Origin of the sequence: Streptomyces chartreusis NRRL 3882, from assembly GCF_900236475.1 — a bacterium.
GTDB lineage: Bacteria > Actinomycetota > Actinomycetes > Streptomycetales > Streptomycetaceae > Streptomyces > Streptomyces chartreusis_D.
The window spans coordinates 3,601,687-3,622,062 of record NZ_LT963352.1 but is presented as its reverse complement, the minus strand read 5'-3'; the positions used below and the strand labels follow the sequence as shown (position 1 = coordinate 3,622,062).

32 protein-coding genes are annotated in these 20,376 nt (G+C 67.6%); 29 read left to right on the top strand and 3 right to left on the bottom strand.

What is annotated here, in order from left to right:
* Positions 1-41: 41 nt before the first annotated feature.
* The 25 genes from rplV to truA all read left to right on the top strand — a co-directional run bounded on the left by rplV (position 42) and on the right by truA (position 14,305).
* Positions 42-389: a 50S ribosomal protein L22 gene (gene rplV / locus SCNRRL3882_RS16115; RefSeq protein WP_010036727.1), complete on the top strand. Its 348-nt coding sequence runs from the start codon at positions 42-44 to the stop codon at positions 387-389.
* Entirely contained in the window at positions 389-1,213 is an 825-nt protein-coding gene (rpsC, locus tag SCNRRL3882_RS16110; RefSeq protein ID WP_010036723.1) for a 30S ribosomal protein S3, read from the top strand. Before rplV ends, rpsC begins: the two co-directional genes overlap by 1 nt.
* Before the next feature lie 5 nt (positions 1,214-1,218).
* Positions 1,219-1,638 (top strand): 50S ribosomal protein L16, encoded by a 420-nt coding sequence (gene rplP, locus SCNRRL3882_RS16105; RefSeq protein WP_004984526.1) that lies wholly within the window; start codon positions 1,219-1,221, stop codon positions 1,636-1,638.
* Positions 1,638-1,862 (top strand): 50S ribosomal protein L29, encoded by a 225-nt coding sequence (gene rpmC / locus SCNRRL3882_RS16100; RefSeq protein WP_010036720.1) that lies wholly within the window; start codon positions 1,638-1,640, stop codon positions 1,860-1,862. The genes rplP and rpmC overlap by 1 nt, the downstream gene beginning before the upstream one ends.
* Positions 1,862-2,149: a 30S ribosomal protein S17 gene (gene rpsQ, locus SCNRRL3882_RS16095; protein WP_010036717.1), complete on the top strand. Its 288-nt coding sequence runs from the start codon at positions 1,862-1,864 to the stop codon at positions 2,147-2,149. Before rpmC ends, rpsQ begins: the two co-directional genes overlap by 1 nt.
* Positions 2,150-2,371: 222 nt before the next feature.
* Positions 2,372-2,740 (top strand): 50S ribosomal protein L14, encoded by a 369-nt coding sequence (rplN, locus tag SCNRRL3882_RS16090; RefSeq protein WP_003998823.1) that lies wholly within the window; start codon positions 2,372-2,374, stop codon positions 2,738-2,740.
* 2 nt (positions 2,741-2,742) lie between these two features.
* The gene (gene rplX / locus SCNRRL3882_RS16085; RefSeq protein WP_010036713.1) at positions 2,743-3,066 is read left to right on the top strand and encodes a 50S ribosomal protein L24; all 324 of its coding nucleotides are present in this window, start codon (positions 2,743-2,745) and stop codon (positions 3,064-3,066) included.
* Positions 3,066-3,623 (top strand): 50S ribosomal protein L5, encoded by a 558-nt coding sequence (gene rplE, locus SCNRRL3882_RS16080; protein WP_010036711.1) that lies wholly within the window; start codon positions 3,066-3,068, stop codon positions 3,621-3,623. The genes rplX and rplE overlap by 1 nt, the downstream gene beginning before the upstream one ends.
* 5 nt (positions 3,624-3,628) lie before the next feature.
* A complete protein-coding gene (locus tag SCNRRL3882_RS16075; protein WP_003948630.1) occupies positions 3,629-3,814 on the top strand; it encodes a type Z 30S ribosomal protein S14 in 186 nt (61 codons plus the stop codon).
* 212 nt (positions 3,815-4,026) lie between these two features.
* Positions 4,027-4,425: a 30S ribosomal protein S8 gene (gene rpsH, locus SCNRRL3882_RS16065; protein ID WP_003992367.1), complete on the top strand. Its 399-nt coding sequence runs from the start codon at positions 4,027-4,029 to the stop codon at positions 4,423-4,425.
* Positions 4,426-4,448: 23 nt separating this feature from the next.
* A complete protein-coding gene (gene rplF, locus SCNRRL3882_RS16060) occupies positions 4,449-4,988 on the top strand; it encodes a 50S ribosomal protein L6 (protein WP_010036705.1) in 540 nt (179 codons plus the stop codon).
* Between the two features lie 3 nt (positions 4,989-4,991).
* Positions 4,992-5,375 (top strand): 50S ribosomal protein L18, encoded by a 384-nt coding sequence (gene rplR, locus SCNRRL3882_RS16055; RefSeq protein ID WP_010036704.1) that lies wholly within the window; start codon positions 4,992-4,994, stop codon positions 5,373-5,375.
* Positions 5,376-5,418: 43 nt separating this feature from the next.
* On the top strand, positions 5,419-6,024 hold the full coding sequence (gene rpsE / locus SCNRRL3882_RS16050; RefSeq protein WP_009190144.1) for a 30S ribosomal protein S5: 606 nt from the start codon (positions 5,419-5,421) through the stop codon (positions 6,022-6,024).
* 2 nt (positions 6,025-6,026) lie between these two features.
* The gene (gene rpmD, locus SCNRRL3882_RS16045; protein ID WP_003974250.1) at positions 6,027-6,209 is read left to right on the top strand and encodes a 50S ribosomal protein L30; all 183 of its coding nucleotides are present in this window, start codon (positions 6,027-6,029) and stop codon (positions 6,207-6,209) included.
* 2 nt (positions 6,210-6,211) lie between these two features.
* Positions 6,212-6,667, top strand: coding sequence for a 50S ribosomal protein L15 (gene rplO, locus SCNRRL3882_RS16040; protein WP_010036696.1), 456 nt, complete (start codon positions 6,212-6,214; stop codon positions 6,665-6,667).
* A gap of 234 nt (positions 6,668-6,901) precedes the next feature.
* A complete protein-coding gene (gene secY / locus SCNRRL3882_RS16035; RefSeq protein WP_010036695.1) occupies positions 6,902-8,215 on the top strand; it encodes a preprotein translocase subunit SecY in 1,314 nt (437 codons plus the stop codon).
* Entirely contained in the window at positions 8,215-8,877 is a 663-nt protein-coding gene (locus SCNRRL3882_RS16030; RefSeq protein WP_010036693.1) for an adenylate kinase, read from the top strand. The genes secY and SCNRRL3882_RS16030 overlap by 1 nt, the downstream gene beginning before the upstream one ends.
* Before the next feature lie 132 nt (positions 8,878-9,009).
* Positions 9,010-9,846, top strand: a complete 837-nt coding sequence (gene map / locus SCNRRL3882_RS16025) for a type I methionyl aminopeptidase (RefSeq protein ID WP_010036691.1) — start codon at positions 9,010-9,012, stop codon at positions 9,844-9,846.
* Between the two features lie 235 nt (positions 9,847-10,081).
* A complete protein-coding gene (gene infA, locus SCNRRL3882_RS16020) occupies positions 10,082-10,303 on the top strand; it encodes a translation initiation factor IF-1 (protein ID WP_003948620.1) in 222 nt (73 codons plus the stop codon).
* Between the two features lie 69 nt (positions 10,304-10,372).
* On the top strand, positions 10,373-10,486 hold the full coding sequence (gene rpmJ, locus SCNRRL3882_RS16015) for a 50S ribosomal protein L36 (protein WP_003974245.1): 114 nt from the start codon (positions 10,373-10,375) through the stop codon (positions 10,484-10,486).
* A 194-nt stretch (positions 10,487-10,680) separates the two neighbouring features.
* Entirely contained in the window at positions 10,681-11,061 is a 381-nt protein-coding gene (rpsM, locus tag SCNRRL3882_RS16010) for a 30S ribosomal protein S13 (protein WP_010036675.1), read from the top strand.
* Positions 11,062-11,125: 64 nt separating this feature from the next.
* Positions 11,126-11,530, top strand: a complete 405-nt coding sequence (rpsK, locus tag SCNRRL3882_RS16005) for a 30S ribosomal protein S11 (protein WP_003956432.1) — start codon at positions 11,126-11,128, stop codon at positions 11,528-11,530.
* Positions 11,531-11,680: 150 nt separating this feature from the next.
* On the top strand, positions 11,681-12,703 hold the full coding sequence (locus tag SCNRRL3882_RS16000; RefSeq protein WP_003966937.1) for a DNA-directed RNA polymerase subunit alpha: 1,023 nt from the start codon (positions 11,681-11,683) through the stop codon (positions 12,701-12,703).
* A gap of 117 nt (positions 12,704-12,820) precedes the next feature.
* Positions 12,821-13,306 carry a 50S ribosomal protein L17 gene (rplQ, locus tag SCNRRL3882_RS15995; RefSeq protein ID WP_010036642.1) on the top strand — a complete coding sequence of 162 codons (486 nt, stop codon included), beginning with the start codon at positions 12,821-12,823 and terminating at the stop codon, positions 13,304-13,306.
* 144 nt (positions 13,307-13,450) lie between these two features.
* Complete coding sequence (gene truA, locus SCNRRL3882_RS15990; RefSeq protein ID WP_010036640.1) at positions 13,451-14,305, top strand: tRNA pseudouridine(38-40) synthase TruA; 855 nt, start codon at positions 13,451-13,453, stop codon at positions 14,303-14,305.
* A 3-nt stretch (positions 14,306-14,308) separates the two neighbouring features.
* Here the strand turns inward: truA and SCNRRL3882_RS15985 are convergent, their stop codons facing one another.
* Positions 14,309-15,181 carry a hypothetical protein gene (locus tag SCNRRL3882_RS15985; protein WP_010036638.1) on the bottom strand — a complete coding sequence of 291 codons (873 nt, stop codon included), beginning with the start codon at positions 15,179-15,181 and terminating at the stop codon, positions 14,309-14,311.
* A 74-nt stretch (positions 15,182-15,255) separates the two neighbouring features.
* Between SCNRRL3882_RS15985 and SCNRRL3882_RS15980 the strand changes: the two genes are divergently transcribed.
* The 4 genes from SCNRRL3882_RS15980 (at position 15,256) to glmM (ending at position 18,319) form a co-directional block, all read left to right on the top strand.
* Entirely contained in the window at positions 15,256-15,573 is a 318-nt protein-coding gene (locus SCNRRL3882_RS15980) for a hypothetical protein (RefSeq protein ID WP_040902783.1), read from the top strand.
* Between the two features lie 214 nt (positions 15,574-15,787).
* Positions 15,788-16,231, top strand: coding sequence for a 50S ribosomal protein L13 (gene rplM / locus SCNRRL3882_RS15975; protein ID WP_010036634.1), 444 nt, complete (start codon positions 15,788-15,790; stop codon positions 16,229-16,231).
* A 42-nt stretch (positions 16,232-16,273) separates the two neighbouring features.
* On the top strand, positions 16,274-16,786 hold the full coding sequence (gene rpsI / locus SCNRRL3882_RS15970; RefSeq protein WP_010036632.1) for a 30S ribosomal protein S9: 513 nt from the start codon (positions 16,274-16,276) through the stop codon (positions 16,784-16,786).
* Between the two features lie 174 nt (positions 16,787-16,960).
* Positions 16,961-18,319, top strand: coding sequence for a phosphoglucosamine mutase (gene glmM / locus SCNRRL3882_RS15965; protein WP_010036630.1), 1,359 nt, complete (start codon positions 16,961-16,963; stop codon positions 18,317-18,319).
* 81 nt (positions 18,320-18,400) lie between these two features.
* On the opposite strand, the gene SCNRRL3882_RS15960 is transcribed toward glmM, so the two are convergent.
* Together SCNRRL3882_RS15960 and coaA are read right to left on the bottom strand one after the other, a co-directional pair.
* Positions 18,401-19,339 (bottom strand): DUF389 domain-containing protein, encoded by a 939-nt coding sequence (locus SCNRRL3882_RS15960; RefSeq protein ID WP_029180954.1) that lies wholly within the window; start codon positions 19,337-19,339, stop codon positions 18,401-18,403.
* A 31-nt stretch (positions 19,340-19,370) separates the two neighbouring features.
* A complete protein-coding gene (coaA, locus tag SCNRRL3882_RS15955; protein WP_010036625.1) occupies positions 19,371-20,360 on the bottom strand; it encodes a type I pantothenate kinase in 990 nt (329 codons plus the stop codon).
* Positions 20,361-20,376: the final 16 nt, after the last annotated feature.

Below are 20,376 nucleotides of genomic sequence, written 5' to 3'. Positions count from 1 at the left end.
GGCGGGGTGGAATGACCATGACAGACACTGGAAGGACAACCATGGAAGCCAGGGCCCAGGCGCGGTACATCCGCGTCACGCCCATGAAGGCCCGCCGCGTGGTGGACCTCATCCGTGGCCTGAACGCCACGGAGGCTCAGGCGGTCCTGCGTTTCGCCCCGCAGGCCGCGAGCGTGCCGGTCGGCAAGGTGCTGGACAGCGCCATCGCCAACGCCGCGCACAACTACGACCACACCGATGTCGACAGCCTCTACATCTCCGAGGCCTACGTCGACGAGGGCCCGACCCTGAAGCGGTTCCGTCCGCGCGCCCAGGGCCGTGCCTACCGGATCCGCAAGCGGACCAGCCACATCACCGTGGTCGTCAGCAGCAAGGAAGGAACCCGGTAATGGGCCAGAAGGTAAACCCGCACGGGTTCCGGCTCGGCGTTACGACCGACTTCAAGTCGCGCTGGTACGCCGACAAGCTGTACAAGGACTACGTCAAGGAAGACGTCGCCATCCGTCGGATGATGACGTCCGGCATGGAGCGCGCCGGCATCTCCAAGGTCGAGATCGAGCGCACCCGTGACCGTGTGCGTGTGGACATCCACACCGCGCGTCCGGGCATCGTCATCGGCCGCCGCGGCGCCGAGGCCGACCGCATCCGCGGTGACCTCGAGAAGCTCACCGGCAAGCAGGTCCAGCTGAACATCCTCGAGGTCAAGAACCCCGAGACCGACGCTCAGCTGGTTGCCCAGGCCGTCGCCGAGCAGCTCTCCTCCCGCGTCTCCTTCCGTCGGGCCATGCGCAAGAGCATGCAGTCCGCCATGAAGGCCGGCGCCAAGGGCATCAAGATCCAGTGCGGTGGCCGCCTCGGTGGCGCCGAGATGTCCCGCTCGGAGTTCTACCGCGAGGGCCGTGTGCCCCTGCACACGCTCCGCGCGAACGTGGACTACGGCTTCTTCGAGGCCAAGACGACCTTCGGCCGCATCGGTGTGAAGGTCTGGATCTACAAGGGCGACGTCAAGAACATCGCCGAGGTCCGCGCCGAGAACGCCGCTGCCCGTGCGGGTAACCGCCCGGCCCGCGGCGGTGCCGACCGCCCGGCCCGTGGTGGCCGCGGTGGCGAGCGGCGCGGTCGCAAGCCGCAGCAGGCTGCCGGCGCCGAGGCCCCCAAGGCCGAGGCTCCCGCTGCCGCCGCTCCGGCTGAGAGCACCGGAACGGAGGCCTGACCGACATGCTGATCCCCCGTAGGGTCAAGCACCGCAAGCAGCACCACCCCAAGCGCAACGGCATGTCCAAGGGTGGCACGCAGGTTGCGTTCGGCGAGTACGGCATCCAGGCGCTGACCCCGGCGTACGTGACGAACCGTCAGATCGAGGCCGCTCGTATCGCCATGACGCGTCACATCAAGCGTGGTGGCAAGGTCTGGATCAACATCTACCCGGACCGCCCCCTCACCAAGAAGCCGGCCGAGACCCGCATGGGTTCCGGTAAGGGCTCCCCGGAGTGGTGGGTGGCCAACGTCAAGCCCGGACGCGTGATGTTCGAGCTGTCGTACCCCAACGAGAAGATCGCGCGCGAGGCCCTGACCCGTGCGGCTCACAAGCTGCCGATGAAGTGCAAGATCGTCAAGCGCGAGGCAGGTGAAGCGTGATGTCGGCCGGTACCAAGGCGTCCGAGCTGCGCGAGCTGGGCAACGAGGAGCTGCTCAACAAGCTCCGCGAGGCCAAGGAAGAGCTGTTCAACCTCCGCTTCCAGGCGGCGACGGGCCAGCTCGAGAACCACGGTCGGCTCAAGGCCGTCCGCAAGGACATCGCGCGGATCTACACCCTGATGCGTGAGCGCGAGCTGGGCATCGAGACGGTGGAGAGCGCCTGATGAGCGAGAGCAACGTGACTGAAGAGACCAAGACGGACCGCGGATTCCGCAAGACCCGTGAGGGTCTGGTCGTCAGCGACAAGATGGACAAGACCGTCGTCGTCGCCGTCGAGGACCGCGTCAAGCACGCGCTGTACGGCAAGGTCATCCGCCGTACGAACAAGCTCAAGGCGCACGACGAGCAGAACGCCGCCGGCGTCGGCGACCGGGTTCTCCTGATGGAGACCCGCCCGCTCTCGGCGACGAAGCGCTGGCGCGTCGTGGAGATCCTCGAGAAGGCGAAGTAACCAAGCGGGGGTCCGCCCCCCGCTGCCTCCGCCGGGGGCCCAGCCCCCGGCCCCCGGGCCGGCGGCTCGCCGCCGGCCTCGGCCGCGGCCGAGCGGCCCCCGGCGGAGGTTGTCGCCTGCAGAGGCCTAAGTAATTCCTTCGGGGCAACCCCCGCAGGACAGTTCCGCCAGGCTCTCCGGCTCAACCCCCGGAGGGAACCGGCAGACAACCAGGAGATAGACGTGATCCAGCAGGAGTCGCGACTGCGTGTCGCCGACAACACGGGTGCGAAGGAGATCCTCTGCATCCGTGTGCTCGGCGGCTCCGGTCGCCGCTACGCGGGTATCGGTGACGTCATCGTCGCCACCGTCAAGGACGCGATCCCCGGTGGCAACGTGAAGAAGGGTGACGTCGTCAAGGCGGTCATCGTTCGCACCGTCAAGGAGCGCCGCCGTCCGGACGGCTCGTACATCCGCTTCGACGAGAACGCCGCTGTCATTCTCAAGAACGACGGCGACCCTCGTGGCACCCGTATCTTCGGCCCGGTCGGCCGTGAGCTGCGCGAGAAGAAGTTCATGAAGATCATCTCCCTCGCGCCGGAGGTGCTGTGAGCATGAAGATCAAGAAGGGCGACCTGGTCCAGGTCATCACCGGTAAGGACAAGGGCAAGCAGGGCAAGGTCATCGCGGCCTTCCCCCGCGAGGACCGTGTCCTGGTCGAGGGTGTCAACCGGGTCAAGAAGCACACCAAGGCCGGTCCGACGGCTCGCGGTTCGCAGGCCGGCGGCATCGTCACCACCGAGGCGCCGATCCACGTCTCCAACGTCCAGCTGGTCGTGGAGAAGGACGGCAAGAAGGTCGTGACCCGCGTCGGTTACCGCTTCGACGACGAAGGCAACAAGATCCGCGTTGCCAAGCGGACGGGTGAGGACATCTGATGACGACCACCACCACTCCGCGACTGAAGCAGAAGTACCGTGAGGAGATCACGGGCAAGCTGCGTGACGAGTTCAAGTACGAGAACGTCATGCAGATCCCCGGTCTCGTCAAGATCGTGGTCAACATGGGTGTGGGCGACGCCGCCCGCGACTCCAAGCTGATCGAGGGCGCCATCCGCGACCTCACCACGATCACCGGTCAGAAGCCGGCCGTCACCAAGGCCCGCAAGTCCATCGCGCAGTTCAAGCTGCGTGAGGGCCAGCCGATCGGTGCCCACGTCACGCTCCGTGGCGACCGCATGTGGGAGTTCCTGGACCGCACCCTGTCGCTCGCGCTGCCGCGCATCCGCGACTTCCGCGGCCTGTCCCCCAAGCAGTTCGACGGCCGTGGCAACTACACCTTCGGTCTCACGGAGCAGGTCATGTTCCACGAGATCGACCAGGACAAGATCGACCGCGTCCGGGGTATGGACATCACCGTGGTCACCACGGCGACCAACGACGCTGAGGGCCGCGCGCTCCTTCGTCACCTCGGCTTCCCCTTCAAGGAGGCGTGAGCGAGATGGCGAAGAAGGCTCTGATTGCCAAGGCTGCTCGCAAGCCCAAGTTCGGTGTGCGTGGCTACACCCGCTGCCAGCGCTGCGGCCGCCCGCACTCCGTGTACCGCAAGTTCGGCCTGTGCCGCGTGTGCCTTCGTGAGATGGCTCACCGTGGCGAGCTGCCGGGCGTGACCAAGAGCTCCTGGTAATCCCCCGATAAGGGATTAGCAGGGCTCTCGGTAAGCATCTGGGGCGGCCGGACGTCCAGCTCACATGCCTTAGGCTTGTGGGGTTGGGCGTCTGCCGCCGCCCTTACGACTTACTACGCCGTAGGTCCACCGCGCCGCACCCGTCCCGTCTCGGATCGGGGAGAGGGATGGCGCACCAGGAAACCCCGGCGAGAGAGGCCGAAGGCCAATTCATGACCATGACTGATCCGATCGCAGACATGCTGACGCGTCTGCGGAACGCGAACTCGGCGTACCACGACTCCGTGGCGATGCCGCACTCGAAGATCAAGTCGCACATCGCGGAGATCCTCCAGCAGGAGGGCTTCATCACGGGCTGGAAGGTCGAGGACGCCGAGGTCGGCAAGAACCTCGTCCTGGAGCTGAAGTTCGGCCCCAACCGTGAGCGCTCCATCGCGGGCATCAAGCGGATCTCCAAGCCCGGTCTCCGGGTGTACGCGAAGTCCACCAACCTGCCGAAGGTGCTGGGCGGCCTGGGCGTGGCCATCATCTCCACGTCCCACGGTCTCCTGACCGACAAGCAGGCGCAGAAGAAGGGCGTGGGTGGGGAAGTCCTCGCCTACGTCTGGTAGTTCGGGAACGGAGGAGAGACACAATGTCGCGTATCGGCAAGCTCCCCATCCCGGTTCCCGCCGGCGTGGACGTCACCATCGACGGCCGTACGGTCGCGGTCAAGGGCCCCAAGGGCGAACTGACCCACACCGTCATCGCGCCGATCGACATCGCCAAGGCCGAGGACGGCACCCTTCAGGTGCTCCGGCCCAACGACGAGCGGCAGAGCAAGGCCCTGCACGGCCTGTCCCGCACGCTGGTGGCGAACATGATCACCGGTGTGACCCAGGGATACGTCAAGAAGCTCGAAATCAGCGGTGTCGGTTACCGCGTCGTGGCGAAGGGCTCCAACCTGGAGTTCTCCCTCGGCTACAGCCACCCGATCCTGGTCGAGGCCCCCGAGGGCATCACCTTCAAGGTGGAGTCCCCGACCCGTTTCTCGGTCGAGGGCATCGACAAGCAGAAGGTCGGCGAGGTTGCGGCCAACATCCGCAAGCTGCGCAGGCCCGACCCGTACAAGGCCAAGGGCGTCAAGTACGAGGGCGAAGTCATCCGCCGCAAGGTCGGAAAGGCGGGTAAGTAAGCCATGGCATACGGGCAGAAGATCCTGAAGGGCGACGCCTACAAGCGCGCCGCGATCAAGCGCCGTCACATCCGGATCCGCAAGCGGATCAACGGTACGGCGGAGCGTCCCCGTCTGGTCGTGACCCGCTCCAACCGCCACATCGTGGCGCAGGTGATCGACGACCTGAAGGGCCACACCCTGGCATCGGCGTCCACCCTGGACAGCTCGATCCGCGGTGGCGAGGGCGACAAGTCCGCGCAGGCCAAGCAGGTCGGCGCCCTGGTCGCCGAGCGTGCCAAGGCCGCCGGTGTCGAGGCCGTCGTGTTCGACCGTGGTGGTAACCAGTACGCGGGGCGCATCGCCGCCCTGGCGGACGCCGCCCGCGAGGCCGGACTCAAGTTCTGAGTCCTGGTTCCGTAGCTAGCGGAGACAGAGAGAGGTAATTCCAATGGCTGGACCCCAGCGCCGCGGTGGCGGTGCCGGTGGCGGCGAGCGGCGGGACCGGAAGGGCCGTGACGGCGGCGCAGCTGCCGCCGAGAAGACCGCGTACGTTGAGCGCGTTGTCGCGATCAACCGCGTCGCCAAGGTTGTGAAGGGTGGTCGTCGCTTCAGCTTCACCGCGCTGGTCGTGGTGGGCGACGGTGACGGCACCGTGGGTGTCGGATACGGCAAGGCCAAGGAGGTGCCGGCCGCCATCGCCAAGGGCGTTGAGGAGGCCAAGAAGCACTTCTTCAAGGTCCCCCGGATCCAGGGCACCATCCCGCACCCCATCCAGGGTGAGAAGGCTGCCGGCGTCGTCCTGCTCAAGCCCGCGTCGCCCGGTACCGGTGTTATCGCCGGTGGTCCGGTGCGTGCCGTGCTCGAGTGCGCCGGTATCCACGACGTGCTGTCGAAGTCGCTCGGCTCCGACAACGCGATCAACATCGTGCACGCCACCGTGGAGGCCCTGAAGGGCCTGCAGCGTCCCGAGGAGATCGCGGCCCGCCGTGGTCTGCCCCTCGAGGACGTCGCCCCCGCGGCTCTCCTGCGTGCGCGTGCCGGGGCGGGTGCGTAATCATGGCGCAGCTCAAGATCACGCAGGTCAAGTCCTACATCGGCAGCAAGCAGAACCACCGTGACACCCTGCGCTCCCTTGGTCTCAAGGGCATCAACACGCAGGTCGTCAAGGAGGACCGCCCCGAGTTCCGCGGCATGGTGCACACCGTCCGCCACCTCGTGACGGTCGAGGAGGTCGACTGATCATGGCGGAGCAGAACCCGCTCAAGATCCACAACCTCCGTCCCGCCCCGGGCGCCAAGACCGCCAAGACCCGTGTCGGTCGTGGTGAGGCGTCGAAGGGTAAGACGGCCGGTCGTGGTACCAAGGGCACCAAGGCCCGCTACCAGGTTCCGGAGCGCTTCGAGGGTGGGCAGATGCCCCTCCACATGCGTCTCCCGAAGCTGAAGGGCTTCAAGAACCCCTTCAAGACCGAGTACCAGGTCGTGAACCTCGACAAGCTGGCCTCCCTCTACCCCGAGGGTGGCGAGGTCACCGTCGAGTCGCTGGTGGCCAAGGGTGCTGTTCGCAAGAACAGCCTCGTCAAGGTCCTCGGCCAGGGCGAGATCTCCGTGGCGCTGCAGGTGACGGTCGACGCCGTCTCCGGCTCCGCCAAGGAGAAGATCACCGCCGCCGGCGGTTCCGTCACCGAGCTCGTCTGAATCCCACAGGCGTCTCGATGACCTGAGCGATCCCGACCGGGGATACCCCACAAATGGGGTATCCCCGGTCGGTCGTTCCTAGGGCGGCAGTCTCGCCGGTAAGGTGGCCTGCACTGCCCACTTTCACAGGGTGCTTCACTTCGGGCACTCTGAGCGGCAGTTGCCCGTTACTTATTCGTCGAACCTCAAGACCGTCACCCTTGACGCAGTTGCGCGGGGGTCGCAGGAGGCACCGTGCTCACCGCGTTCGCCCGGGCGTTCAAGACGCCCGACCTGCGCAAGAAGCTGCTCTTCACGCTCGGCATCATCGTGGTCTACCGGGTCGGTACGCACATCCCGATCCCAGGAGTCGACTACCGGAACGTCCAGACCTGTATCGACGCCGCCCAGGCCAACCAGGGTCTGTTCGGTCTGGTCAACATGTTCAGCGGCGGCGCGCTGCTCCAGATCACGATCTTCGCGCTGGGCATCATGCCGTACATCACGGCGAGCATCATTCTGCAGCTGCTGACCGTGGTGATCCCGCGCCTGGAAGCCCTGAAGAAGGAGGGCCAGGCCGGTACGGCGAAGATCACGCAGTACACCCGTTACCTGACGGTGGCCCTCGCCATCCTTCAGGGCACCGGCCTCGTCGCCACCGCCCGCAGCGGCGCTCTGTTCCAGGGCTGCCCGGTGGCCAGCCAGATCGTCCCGGACCAGTCGATCTTCGTCACCATCACCATGGTCATCACCATGACCGCCGGTACGGCGTTCGTGATGTGGCTCGGCGAGCTCATCACCGACCGCGGCATCGGCAACGGCATGTCGATCCTGATGTTCATCTCGATCGCCGCCACCTTCCCGTCCGCCCTGTGGGCCATCAAGGAGCAGGGCTCCCTGGCCGGCGGCTGGATCGAGTTCGGCACCGTCATCGCGGTCGGCCTCGTCATGGTCGGCCTGGTCGTCTTCGTCGAGCAGGCCCAGCGCCGCATCCCGGTTCAGTACGCCAAGCGCATGATCGGCCGCCGCTCCTACGGCGGTACGTCCACGTACATCCCGCTGAAGGTGAACCAGGCGGGTGTGATTCCCGTCATCTTCGCCTCGTCGCTGCTCTACATCCCGGCGCTGATCGCCCAGTTCGCCGGAGGCACCTCGGGCTGGAAAACCTGGATCGAGCAACACTTCGTCAAGGGCGACCACCCGTACTACATCATTTCGTACTTCCTGCTGATCGTTTTCTTCGCATTCTTCTACGTCGCGATCTCCTTCAACCCCGAGGAAGTCGCCGACAACATGAAGAAGTATGGTGGCTTCATCCCGGGCATCCGGGCTGGCCGACCGACCGCTGAGTACCTGAGCTACGTACTCAACCGGATCACCTGGCCGGGTTCGCTGTACCTGGGTCTGATCGCTCTCGTACCGACGATGGCGTTGGTTGGTTTCGGGGCAAACCAGAACTTCCCGTTCGGCGGTACCAGCATCCTGATCATCGTGGGTGTCGGTCTCGAGACCGTGAAGCAGATCGAGAGCCAGCTCCAGCAGCGCAATTACGAAGGGTTCCTCCGCTGATGCGTATCGTCCTCGTCGGGCCGCCGGGTGCCGGTAAGGGAACGCAGGCCGCGTTCCTGGCCAAGAACCTGTCGATCCCGCACATCTCCACGGGCGACCTGTTCCGGGCCAACATCAGCCAGCAGACGGAACTCGGCAAACTGGCGAAGTCCTACATGGACGCGGGCAATCTCGTGCCCGACGAGGTCACCATCGCGATGGCGAAGGACCGCATGGAGCAGCCGGACGCCGAGAACGGCTTCCTGCTGGACGGCTTCCCCCGCAACGTCTCCCAGGCCGAGGCGCTCGACGAGCTGCTGGAGACCGAGAACATGCAGCTCGACGCGGTGCTGGACCTGGAGGTCCCCGAGGACGAGGTGGTCAAGCGGATCGCCGGCCGCCGCGTCTGCCGCAACGAGTCGGCGCACGTCTTCCACGTGACGTACAAGCCGCCGGCCAAGGAGGGCGTCTGCGACGTCTGCGGCGGCGAGCTCTACCAGCGCGACGACGACTCCGAGGAGACCGTCCGCAAGCGGCTGGAGGTCTACCACACGCAGACCGAGCCGATCATCGACTACTACAAGGCCCAGGGCCTGGTGGTCACGATCTCCGCGCTCGGCAAGGTGGAGGACGTCACGACGCGCGCCATGGAGGCGCTCAAGCGTGGCGAGGACGACAAGTAGTCGTTCGTGCGCAGCTACCGCCGCGGTTCCCCCCGGGGAGCCGCGGCTGCTGTGTGGGCGGGGTCTGTCGCGCGGCCCCGTATCGTTGAAGGCGTTCTCACTCTCCGAAGGTCCAGAAAGGCCGTAGCCCCCATGGTGCAGATCAAGACCCCCGAGCAGATCGCCAAGATGCGTGAGGCGGGGCTGGTCGTCGCCGCCATTCACGCGGCGACCCGTGAAGCCGCCGTGCCGGGGGCCACGACGAAGGATCTGGACCAGGTCGCCCGCAAGGTGCTCGCCGAGCACAACGCCAAGCCGAACTTCCTCGGGTACGGGGGCTTCCCCGCGACCATCTGCACCTCGGTGAACGAGGTCGTCGTCCACGGCATCCCGTCCGACGACGTCGTCCTCAAGGACGGGGACGTGATCTCCATCGACTGCGGCGCGATCATCGACGGCTGGCACGGCGACGCCGCGTACACGGCCTTCGTGGGCTCCGGTCACGCTCCGGAGCTCGTCGAGCTCTCCCGGGTGACCGAGGAGTCGATGTGGGCCGGTATCGCGGCCATGAAGCTCGGCAACCGGCTGGTCGACGTCTCCCGGGCGATCGAGACGTACATCCGCCGCCAGCCGAAGCCCGGCGGCGGCCGCTACGGGATCATCGAGGACTACGGCGGCCACGGCATCGGCACCGAGATGCACATGGACCCGCACCTGCTGAACTACGTCGACCGGAGGCGTGGCAAGGGCCCGAAGCTGGTGCCCGGCTTCTGCCTCGCGATCGAGCCCATGGTCTCCCTCGGCACCCCGAAGACCGAGGTCCTCCAGGACGACTGGACGGTCGTCACCACGGACGGCACGTGGTCGTCGCACTGGGAGCACTCGGTGGCGCTGACCGAGGAGGGCCCGCTCGTGCTGACGTCTCCCGACGGGGGGAAGGCGAAGCTCGCCGAGCTGGGGATCGTTGCCGCGCCGGATCCGTTGGGCTGAGCGCATTCCGCGGTGGGGTGCCGTGCACGTCGGCGGCTGCGGGTGCGCTGTGGCTTGTCGCGCAGTTCCCCGCGCCCCTCTCGGGGCGCTTAAAGCCGTCTCCGGCGGGGCAGACTTCCCCGATTCGTGTTTCTGAGGGCCCTGTCGTAGACTGACTCGTCGGCTCTTGTGTACCCGCATGTCTGCATGCGGCCCGCACTGAGTCGATCAAGGTAGTCGATTCGAAGGGCGAAGCGTGGCCAAGAAGCAAGGTGCCATCGAGATCGAGGGCACTGTCGTCGAGTCTCTTCCGAACGCCATGTTCAAGGTCGAGCTCCAGAACGGCCACCAGGTCCTGGCACACATCAGCGGCAAGATGCGTATGCACTACATCCGCATCCTCCCTGACGACCGGGTCGTGGTGGAGCTGTCTCCGTACGACCTCACGCGTGGCCGGATCGTCTACCGCTACAAGTAGATCTTGCCTGTGCCCCGGGCGCCGTGTGCGACTGGGGCCGCCGGCACTGACCCGGAGAACCTCACACCCATGAAGGTCAAGCCGAGCGTCAAGAAGATCTGCGACAAGTGCAGGGTGATCCGCCGTCACGGCCGGGTCATGGTCATCTGCGATAACCCGCGCCACAAGCAGCGCCAGGGCTGACGCACGACCGATCCCTCTGCATCCATCGCAGAGATTCGCGCGACGCAAGCTGAATATGTTCATACGCAGGATCCAGGCTGGCCGCGGTCGGCCTGACACCCCCGGTTCGGAGGCCGGGGACCCAGTTCGTACCTGGTACGGCGGCTGGGAGTCGGTTCTGCGGAAGACCTCCGACAAGTAACTGGAGCCATTGAATGGCACGCGTTTCCGGTGTTGACATCCCGCGCGACAAGCGCGTGGAGATCGCCCTCACCTACGTGTTCGGCATCGGCCGGACCCTCTCGCAGCAGACGCTGGCCGCCACCGGCGTCGACCCGAACACCCGCGTTCGCGACCTCTCCGAGGAGCAGCTCGTCGCGATCCGCGAGTACGTCGACAACAACATCAAGACCGAGGGTGACCTCCGTCGCGAGATCCAGGCCGACATCCGCCGCAAGGTCGAGATCGGTACCTACCAGGGTCTGCGTCACCGCCGCGGTCTGCCCGTCCGCGGTCAGCGCACCAGCACCAACGCCCGCACCCGCAAGGGCCCGCGTCGCGCCATCGCCGGCAAGAAGAAGCCGGGCAAGAAGTAGTCCTCAGCGGACGCTCGTCAGCGGTCTTCGCTGCAGGACCGACCACCTCCCGTAGGAGTTATAGATGCCCCCCAAGGGTCGTCAGGGCGCTGCCAAGAAGGTGCGCCGCAAGGAAAAGAAGAACGTCGCTCACGGCCACGCGCACATCAAGAGCACGTTCAACAACACGATCGTCTCGATCACGGACCCGTCCGGCAACGTGATCTCCTGGGCCTCCGCCGGCCACGTCGGCTTCAAGGGCTCCCGGAAGTCCACGCCGTTCGCCGCGCAGATGGCCGCCGAGTCGGCTGCCCGCCGCGCCCAGGAGCACGGCATGCGCAAGGTCGACGTGTTCGTCAAGGGCCCGGGTTCCGGTCGTGAGACCGCCATCCGTTCGCTCCAGGCGACCGGTCTCGAGGTCGGCTCCATCCAGGACGTCACCCCGACCCCGCACAACGGCTGCCGTCCGCCGAAGCGCCGCCGCGTCTGACGCGACGCCTTCGGGTTCTCGGTTTTCGGGCGGTACGGCTCCTTCGGGCCGTATCGCCCGTACCCTTGCAGTACCCGTCCCTTTATGTCGGGGACGGTCGAGTCGGGCGTCATATAGCGGGCGCCCCCGACTGAAGGATCTGATCCACACATGCTGATCGCTCAGCGTCCCTCGTTGACCGAAGAGGTCGTCGACGAATTCCGCTCCCGGTTCGTGATCGAGCCGCTGGAGCCGGGCTTCGGCTACACCCTCGGCAACTCCCTCCGCCGGACCCTCCTCTCCTCGATCCCGGGTGCGGCGGTCACGTCCATCCGCATCGACGGTGTCCTGCACGAGTTCACCACCGTGCCGGGCGTCAAGGAGGACGTCACCGACCTGATCCTCAACATCAAGCAGCTGGTCGTCTCCTCGGAGCACGACGAGCCGGTCGTGATGTACCTGCGCAAGCAGGGCCCGGGTCTGGTCACCGCCGCCGACATCGCGCCGCCGGCCGGTGTCGAGGTGCACAACCCCGACCTCGTCCTCGCCACGCTCAACGGCAAGGGCAAGCTGGAGATGGAGCTGACGGTCGAGCGTGGCCGCGGTTACGTCTCCGCCGTGCAGAACAAGCAGGTCGGCCAGGAGATCGGCCGGATCCCGGTCGACTCGATCTACTCGCCGGTGCTCAAGGTCACGTACAAGGTCGAGGCCACGCGTGTCGAGCAGCGGACCGACTTCGACAAGCTGATCGTCGACGTCGAGACCAAGCAGGCCATGCGCCCGCGTGACGCCATGGCGTCCGCCGGTAAGACCCTGGTCGAGCTGTTCGGTCTCGCCCGCGAGCTGAACATCGACGCCGAGGGCATCGACATGGGCCCGTCCCCGACGGACGCCGCCCTTGCCGCCGATCTGGCGCTGCCGATCGAGGAGCTGGAGCTCACGGTCCGCTCCTACAACTGCCTCAAGCGCGAGGGCATCCACTCCGTGGGCGAGCTCGTGGCGCGTTCCGAGGCCGACCTCCTGGACATCCGCAACTTCGGTGCGAAGTCCATCGACGAGGTCAAGGCGAAGCTGGCCGGCATGGGCCTGGCCCTGAAGGACAGCCCGCCCGGATTCGACCCGACCGCTGCGGCTGACGCGTTCGGTGCCGATGACGACGCGGACGCCGGGTTCGTGGAGACCGAGCAGTACTGAGTCTCTGCTTCCGGGGTCCGCGTCAGCGGACCCCGGATCTCCGACAGGCAAACCCGTCTGCTCGGATACTGACCCCGGTACCTGATACGGCCGGGGCAGACACCTAGGAGAAACACCATGCCGAAGCCCACCAAGGGTGCCCGTCTGGGCGGCAGCGCCGCGCACGAGAAGCTGATGCTCGCGAACCTCGCGAAGTCGCTGTTCGAGCACGGCCGGATCACCACCACCGAGGCGAAGGCGCGCAAGCTGCGTCCGTACGCCGAGCGTCTGGTCACCAAGGCGAAGAAGGGCGACCTTCACAACCGCCGTCAGGTGCTCCAGGTCATCACGGACAAGAGCATCGTCCACACGCTCTTCACCGAGATCGGCCCGCGTTACGAGAACCGTCCGGGTGGCTACACCCGCATCACCAAGATCGGTAACCGCCGTGGCGACAACGCGCCCATGGCTGTCATCGAGCTGGTCGAGGCGCTGACGGTGGCGCAGGAGGCGACCGGCGAGGCCGAGGCCGCGACCAAGCGTGCCGCCAAGGACGCCGAGGCCGCCGAGGCTCAGGTCGACACGACCAAGGCCGAGGACGCCGAGGAGTCCAAGGACGCCTGAGCGTCTGCCGGGGGCTGTGAACGGGCGGCTGCGGCTTCGCCGTGGTTGTTCGCGCAGTTCCCCGCGCCCCTGAGGGGGCGTCGGCGGGTCCGTTCCTCTATGAGGGGCGGGCCCGCTTTTTTGTGTTGCTGAGAGGATCTGTACGTGAGTGATGAAGCAGCAGCCGGTTACGTTCGTGTGCGTCTCGACCTGTCGTACGACGGGAGTGAGTTCTCCGGGTGGGCCAAGCAGGCCGGGGGGCGGCGTACCGTGCAGGGGGAGATCGAGGACGCCCTGCGGACCGTGACGCGGTCGGGGGAGACGTACGAGCTGACCGTGGCGGGGCGTACCGATGCCGGGGTGCACGCCCGGGGGCAGGTGGCGCACGTCGATCTGCCGCGTGAGGTCTGGGCCGAGCACAACCAGAAGCTGCTGAAGCGGCTCGCCGGGCGGCTGCCCAGGGACGTACGGGTCTGGGCCCTCAGGGAGGCGCCCAGTGGCTTCAACGCGCGGTTCTCGGCGATCTGGAGGCGGTACGCGTACCGGGTCACCGACAATCCCGGGGGCGTCGATCCGCTGCTGCGGAACCATGTGCTGTGGCACGACTGGCCCCTGGACGTCGACGCCATGAACGAGGCCGCACGGCGGCTGCTCGGGGAGCACGACTTCGCCGCCTACTGCAAGAAGCGGGAGGGCGCGACGACGATCCGCACGCTCCAGGAACTGCGGCTCGTGAAGGGCGACGACGGCATCATCACCGCGACCGTGCGGGCCGACGCCTTCTGCCACAACATGGTGCGCTCGCTCATCGGGGCGCTGCTGTTCGTGGGCGACGGGCACCGGCCGCCGGACTGGCCCGCGAAGGTGCTGGCGGCCGGTGTGCGGGACTCGGCCGTGCACGTCGTACGGCCGCACGGGCTGACGCTGGAGGAGGTCGGCTACCCGGCCGACGAACTGCTCGCCGCGCGCAGCAAGGAGGCGCGGAACAAGCGGTCGCTGCCGCCGGCGGGGTGCTGCTGACGCCTACTCGTCGGCCGCGGCGGACGCCTGTGCCTGGCCGCGGCGGTGGATCTGACGGAACGTGAACAGCTGGAGGTTGTCGCCCGTGGCGAACACCTCGGTGTCCTTTTCCGTCACGTCCTTGCCGCTGGTGAAGCCGGCGTTGGTGAAGTAGGCGTAGCGGCCGTAGGAGTTGCTGGTCGTACGGCAGAACCCGGATTCGCAGAAGGGCTTCACGCCGCCGCCGGAGAGCGACTTGACGAAGCTCTTCTTGTTGGTCTCGCCCTTGGCCTTGGCGGCCTGTGCCTCGGTGTCGAAGACCGCCACGCCGACCGTCACGGCGATGCCGTCCGCGGAGTAGGTGACGCGTATCAGGCGGGTGCAGTCGTTCGCGGTGAGGATCTTCGGGAGGGTGCCGCCCGACGCCGAGGCGCAGTTCTTGGTGTCGGCCGTGGGGCCCTTCTTGTACGTCGTCTCGCCCATGGTCAGCTGCGTGCCGGGGAAGAGGGTGTCCGGGCTGAGCGGAGCCGTGTCCTTCTTCGCGCTGGCGATGAAGTCCTTGGGGTCCAGCGGGGGCGGGGCGCTGGTCGGGGCGAACGACGGGGCCGAGGCCGACTCGCTCGGGATGTCGGCCGAGGGCACCTGGGAGGTCGGGCTGTTCGCCTGGTTGTCGCCGCCCGCGGAGACCACGGCCACGGCGACGGCGGCGCCGATCGCGACGGTGGCGAGCGCGCCGCCGCCGACCAGGAGCAGCCGGCGTCGTTTGTTACGGGCCTCGGACGCCTCGGCGAGCGCGGCCCAGTCCGGAGACTGGCCGCCCCCGCTGTTCCAGGGCTGCTGCGACTGCGGTTTCCAGGGATCCCACTGGGACTGAGGTCCCCCCTGCCCAAAGCTCATGGGGCGCATCTTAGACGGGACATGGGGCGTGCTGGTCCGCCTGGATGGGCTCCGGAGCACCTAGCGTTCCTCCCATGCGGACGGGCAAAGGCGACATCTGCGGGTGGTTGGGGCGACTGCTGCCGACCGTGGTGCTGGTGGTGTGCCTGCGGTCCTGGCCCTCGGCCGCGGCCGCGGTCGGGGTGTGGCCGTCGGTCGCGGTCGGGGTGCTGCGGGCGCTGCGTCGTCCGCGCGGTGGCGGCTCACTGCCGCGCCGGTGCGTCGCGGTGCTCGCCGATGTGCTGCTGCCGACGGTGTTCCCGTACGTGCGGCCGCCGCGGCGCCGGACGCTGCGGAAGGCCGTGACTCTCTGTGCCGGCCTGTGCGTCTCCGTAGCCGATCGCCGGCGGTGATCCCGCGTTTTGACCCTTGTGGTGAGCACCGGTATTCTGCTTGTTCGTTGTGTATTGGCTTGCTCATTCTCACGGGACGGGCCCTTACACCGGTCCACCGGGCCGATGACCAGCGACCAGCACGCGGTTTGCGTCACCGCAGTGCGGTCAAGGCTGTCGTGATCGTTTCGGTGACCTGTTCAGGACCATTCACTCGAAGCGAAGGCTACGAACCGTGCGTACGTACAGCCCCAAGCCCGGCGATGTGACGCGCCAGTGGCACGTCATTGACGCTCAGGACGTTGTCCTGGGTCGTCTCGCCACCACCGCAGCGACCCTCCTCCGGGGCAAGCACAAGCCGATCTATGCCCCCCACGTCGACGCTGGTGACTTCGTCATCATCATCAACGCGGACAAGGTGCACCTGTCCGGCAACAAGCGGACCCAGAAGATGGCGTACCGCCACTCCGGCTACCCGGGTGGTCTGCGCTCCGTCCGTTACGACGAGCTGCTCGACAAGAACCCCGAGAAGGCCATCGAGAAGGCCGTCAAGGGCATGCTCCCCAAGAACACTCTGGGCCGTCAGATGCTCTCGAAGCTGAAGGTCTACAAGGGTGACCAGCACCCGCACGGCGCGCAGCAGCCGCAGCCGTACGAGATCACCCAGGTCGCGCAGTAAGTCCGGCCACCCCCTAAGACTGAAGAGAATCTGAGGAGAATCGTGGCCGAGACCACTGCCGAGCAGCCGCTCGAAGAGCTTGACATCGACAGCTACACCACCGAGTCCGAGGTCCCCGTCGAGGGTGAGTACACCTCGGAGTCCATGGCCTCCCGCTTCGGCGAGCCCCAGCCGGCCGCCGGCCTGGGCCGTCGCAAGAACGCCATCGCCCGCGTCCGGATCGTCCCGGGCACCGGCAAGTGGAAGATCAACGGTCGCACCCTCGAGGACTACTTCCCGAACAAGGTGCACCAGCAGGAAGTCAACGAGCCCTTCAAGGTGCTCGAGCTCGAGGGCCGCTACGACGTCATCGCCCGCATCGCCGGTGGCGGTGTCTCCGGTCAGGCCGGTGCGCTCCGTCTCGGTGTCGCCCGCGCGCTGAACGAGGCCGACGTCGACAACAACCGTGGCGCCCTCAAGAAGGCCGGCTTCCTCCGCCGCGACGACCGTGCGGTCGAGCGCAAGAAGGCCGGTCTGAAGAAGGCCCGCAAGGCCCCGCAGTACAGCAAGCGCTAATCGCGTCGCTGTTCTTGCGACTGTCTTCGCAACGTTGCGACGGTTTTCGCAACAATCGCCCCGGCGGCACATTCCGTGCCGCCGGGGCGTTCCCGTACACAACCCCTGCACATGCCGGGCAGTCTCAGGGGTCGTACCGGAGCCGCACTCTCTCGTAATTCGGAGGACACCACAGTGGGACGACTCTTCGGCACGGACGGCGTGCGCGGTGTCGCCAACGCGGATCTGACGGCGGAGATGGCCCTCGGCCTCTCCGTGGCCGCGGCGCACGTACTGGCCGAGGCGGGCACGTTCGAGGGACACCGGCCGACCGCGGTGGTCGGGCGTGATCCGCGCGCGTCCGGGGAGTTCCTGGAGGCCGCCGTGGTCGCGGGCCTCGCCAGCGCCGGCGTGGACGTCCTGCGGGTCGGCGTGCTGCCGACGCCCGCGGTGGCGTACCTGACCGGAGAGCTCGGCGCCGACCTCGGTGTGATGCTCTCCGCGAGCCACAACGCCATGCCGGACAACGGCGTCAAGTTCTTCGCCCGCGGCGGGCACAAGCTCGCCGACGAGCTGGAGGACCGGATCGAGTCCGTCTACGAGGAGCACCGCACCGGCGCCCCGTGGGACCGGCCGACCGGGGCCGGGGTGGGCCGGGTGCGCGAGTACGAGGAGGGCTTCGACCGGTACGTCGAGCATCTGCTGCGCGCCCTGCCGAACCGGCTCGACGGGCTGAAGGTCGTCCTCGACGAGGCACACGGCGCCGCCGCCCGGGTCTCGCCCGAGGCGTTCCAGCGGGCCGGTGCCGAGGTCGTGACGATCGGGGCCGAGCCGGACGGGCTCAACATCAACGACGGGTGCGGCTCCACCCACCTGGACAAGATCAAGGCCGCCGTCGTCGAGCACGGGGCCGACCTGGGCATCGCGCACGACGGGGACGCCGACCGGTGCCTCGCCGTGGACCACACCGGCGCGGAGGTGGACGGCGACCAGATCCTGGCCGTGCTCGCCCTGGCCATGCGGGAGGCTGCCACGCTGCGGGCCGAGACGGTCGTGGCGACGGTGATGTCCAACCTGGGCTTCAAGCTCGCCATGGAGCGTGAGGGCATCCGGCTCGTGCAGACCGCCGTGGGCGACCGGTACGTGCTGGAGGAGATGAAGGAGCACGGGTTCGCCCTCGGGGGCGAGCAGTCCGGGCACGTGATCATCCTCGACCACGCGACGACGGGCGACGGCACGCTGACCGGGCTGCTGCTGGCGGCGCGGGTCGCGCAGAGCGGGCGTTCGTTGCGGGAGCTGGCCTCTGTGATGGAGCGGCTGCCGCAGGTGCTGATCAATGTGCCGGACGTCGACAAGTCCCGGGTGACGACGTCGGCCGAGCTGTCCTCGGCGGTCGCCGACGCGGAGCGGGAGCTGGGCGCCACCGGGCGGGTGCTGTTGCGGTCCTCGGGGACCGAGCCGTTGGTTCGCGTGATGGTGGAGGCGGCTGATATCGAGCAGGCTCGGTCCGTTGCGGGGCGGCTTGCGGATGCGGTGAAGTCTGCGCTCGGTTGATGAACCGGGTAGGGGGGTGGGGAATTCTGTGGTGGGCGGGCTGCGGGTGCTTCGTGGCTGGTCGCGCAGTTCCCCGCACCCCTAAAGCCTGCTGACCTGCTGGCGTTGTCTGGACCAGAGCCACTTCTGTAGCAGCAGGGTTACCGTGCCGGCGACGATGATGCCCAGCAGGTTCAGCAGGAGCTGCTCCGTGGAGCCCCAGGTCTGCTTGGTGTCGCCGTAGCTCAGGGCCACGGCGGCGTTCGCGGCGGCCGGGACCGTGGTCACCGAGATGGCCACGCCCACCAGGGCGCCCGACTTCGCGGAGGTCAGGGAGAGCGTGCCGGCGATGCCGGCCAGGACCGCCACGACGAAGGAGAACCAGTCGGGGGCGTAGATGAAGCCCGTGTTGGGGCGGTCCCCCATGAGTTGCCGCTCGCTGAACAGGTCGACCGCGTCCATGAAGAGGCTGAAGCCGACCGTCACCGCCATGGCCACCGCGAAGCCCACCAGGAGGGCGATCACCGAGCGCAGGGCCAGGCCTGCTCGGCGGCGGACGATGGCGGTGCAGATGCCGGCGAGCGGGCCGAACTCCGGGCCGACCGCCATGGCGCCCACGATCAGGATCGCGTTGTCCAGGACCACGCCGCAGGCCGCGATCATCGTGGCGAGGGTGATGAACGCGAGGTACGTGACGGAGAGGGTCGACTCCTCGTGCGTCGCGTCGCTGAGGTGCTCCCACAGGACCGCGTCGGCGCCCTCACCGGGTGCGTCGGCCGCGGCCTGGTCGGCCCGCTCGGACAGCGACAGGTCGATGTTCTCGACGGCGATGGAACCGCTGGTGTCGATGCCGAGTTCGCGCAGGCCGGTGAGCAGTTCGTCGCCCGCCTCCCGCGCCACGTCGCACATCACGACGTCCCCGGCGGGGTTGCGTGCGGTGTCCGGCAGCACGACGAGGTGGGTGGTGCCGACCGTCTTCTCGATCAGCCGCACCACGTCGTCGGTCTGCTCGGGCGGGGTGATCAGGCGCAGGTGGAGCATGACGACCATCTAACCGGGCTTTTCCCCGGCGTCACAGCTTGCGCAGGCTGAGGCGCTGCACCTTGTGGTCCGGGCCCTTGCGCAGCACGAGGGTGGCGCGGCCGCGGGTGGGGGCGATGTTCTCGACCAGGTTGGGCCGGTTGATCGTGCGCCACATCGTCCGGGCGTAGTCGAGGGCCTCCTCCTCCGAGACCTGGGTGTACTTGCGGAAGTACGAGGACGGGTCCTGGAAGGCGGTCGCGCGCAGCTTGCGGAAGCGGTTGAGGTACCAGCGCTCGATGTCCTCGACGCGGGCGTCGACGTACACGCTGAAGTCGAAGTAGTCGGCGAGGCCGACCCGGGTGCGGCCGTCCTTGCCGGGAAGGGCGGGCTGGAGGACGTTCAGGCCCTCGACGATCAGGATGTCGGGGCGGCGGACCGTGAGCTTCTTGTCGGGGACGATGTCGTAGATCAGGTGGGAGTAGACGGGAGCCGTGACCTCGTCCTTGCCGGCCTTGATGTCGGCGACGAAGCGGGTCAGCGCGCGGCGGTCGTAGGACTCGGGGAATCCCTTCCGCGACATCAGGCCGCGGGCCTGGAGCTCCTTGGTGGGCAGCAGGAAGCCGTCGGTGGTGACCAGCTCGACGCGCGGGTGTTCCGGCCAGCGCGAGAGCAGGGCCTGGAGGAGCCGGGCGACCGTCGACTTGCCCACGGCGACCGAGCCGGCGACTCCTATGACGAACGGGGTGCCGGACTGGGAGCCCTGCTCGCCCAGGAAGGTGTTGAGCGCGCCTCTGAGGCCGTCCGTGGCACCGACGTAGAGGTTGAGGAGTCTGGACAGCGGGAGGTAGATGTCCCGCACCTCGTCGAGGTCGATGACATCGCCGAGACCGCGCAGCTTCTCGACCTCCTCGGCCGTCAGCGGCAGCGGCGTCTTGTCGCGCAACGCGCTCCACTCGGCTCGGGTGAGGTCGACGTAGGGAGTCGCCTCCGGCCGCTGCCGGTGGGCGCTCCGGGGGATCGAGGAGACCGGAGAGATCACAGTCCATTGTTACGGG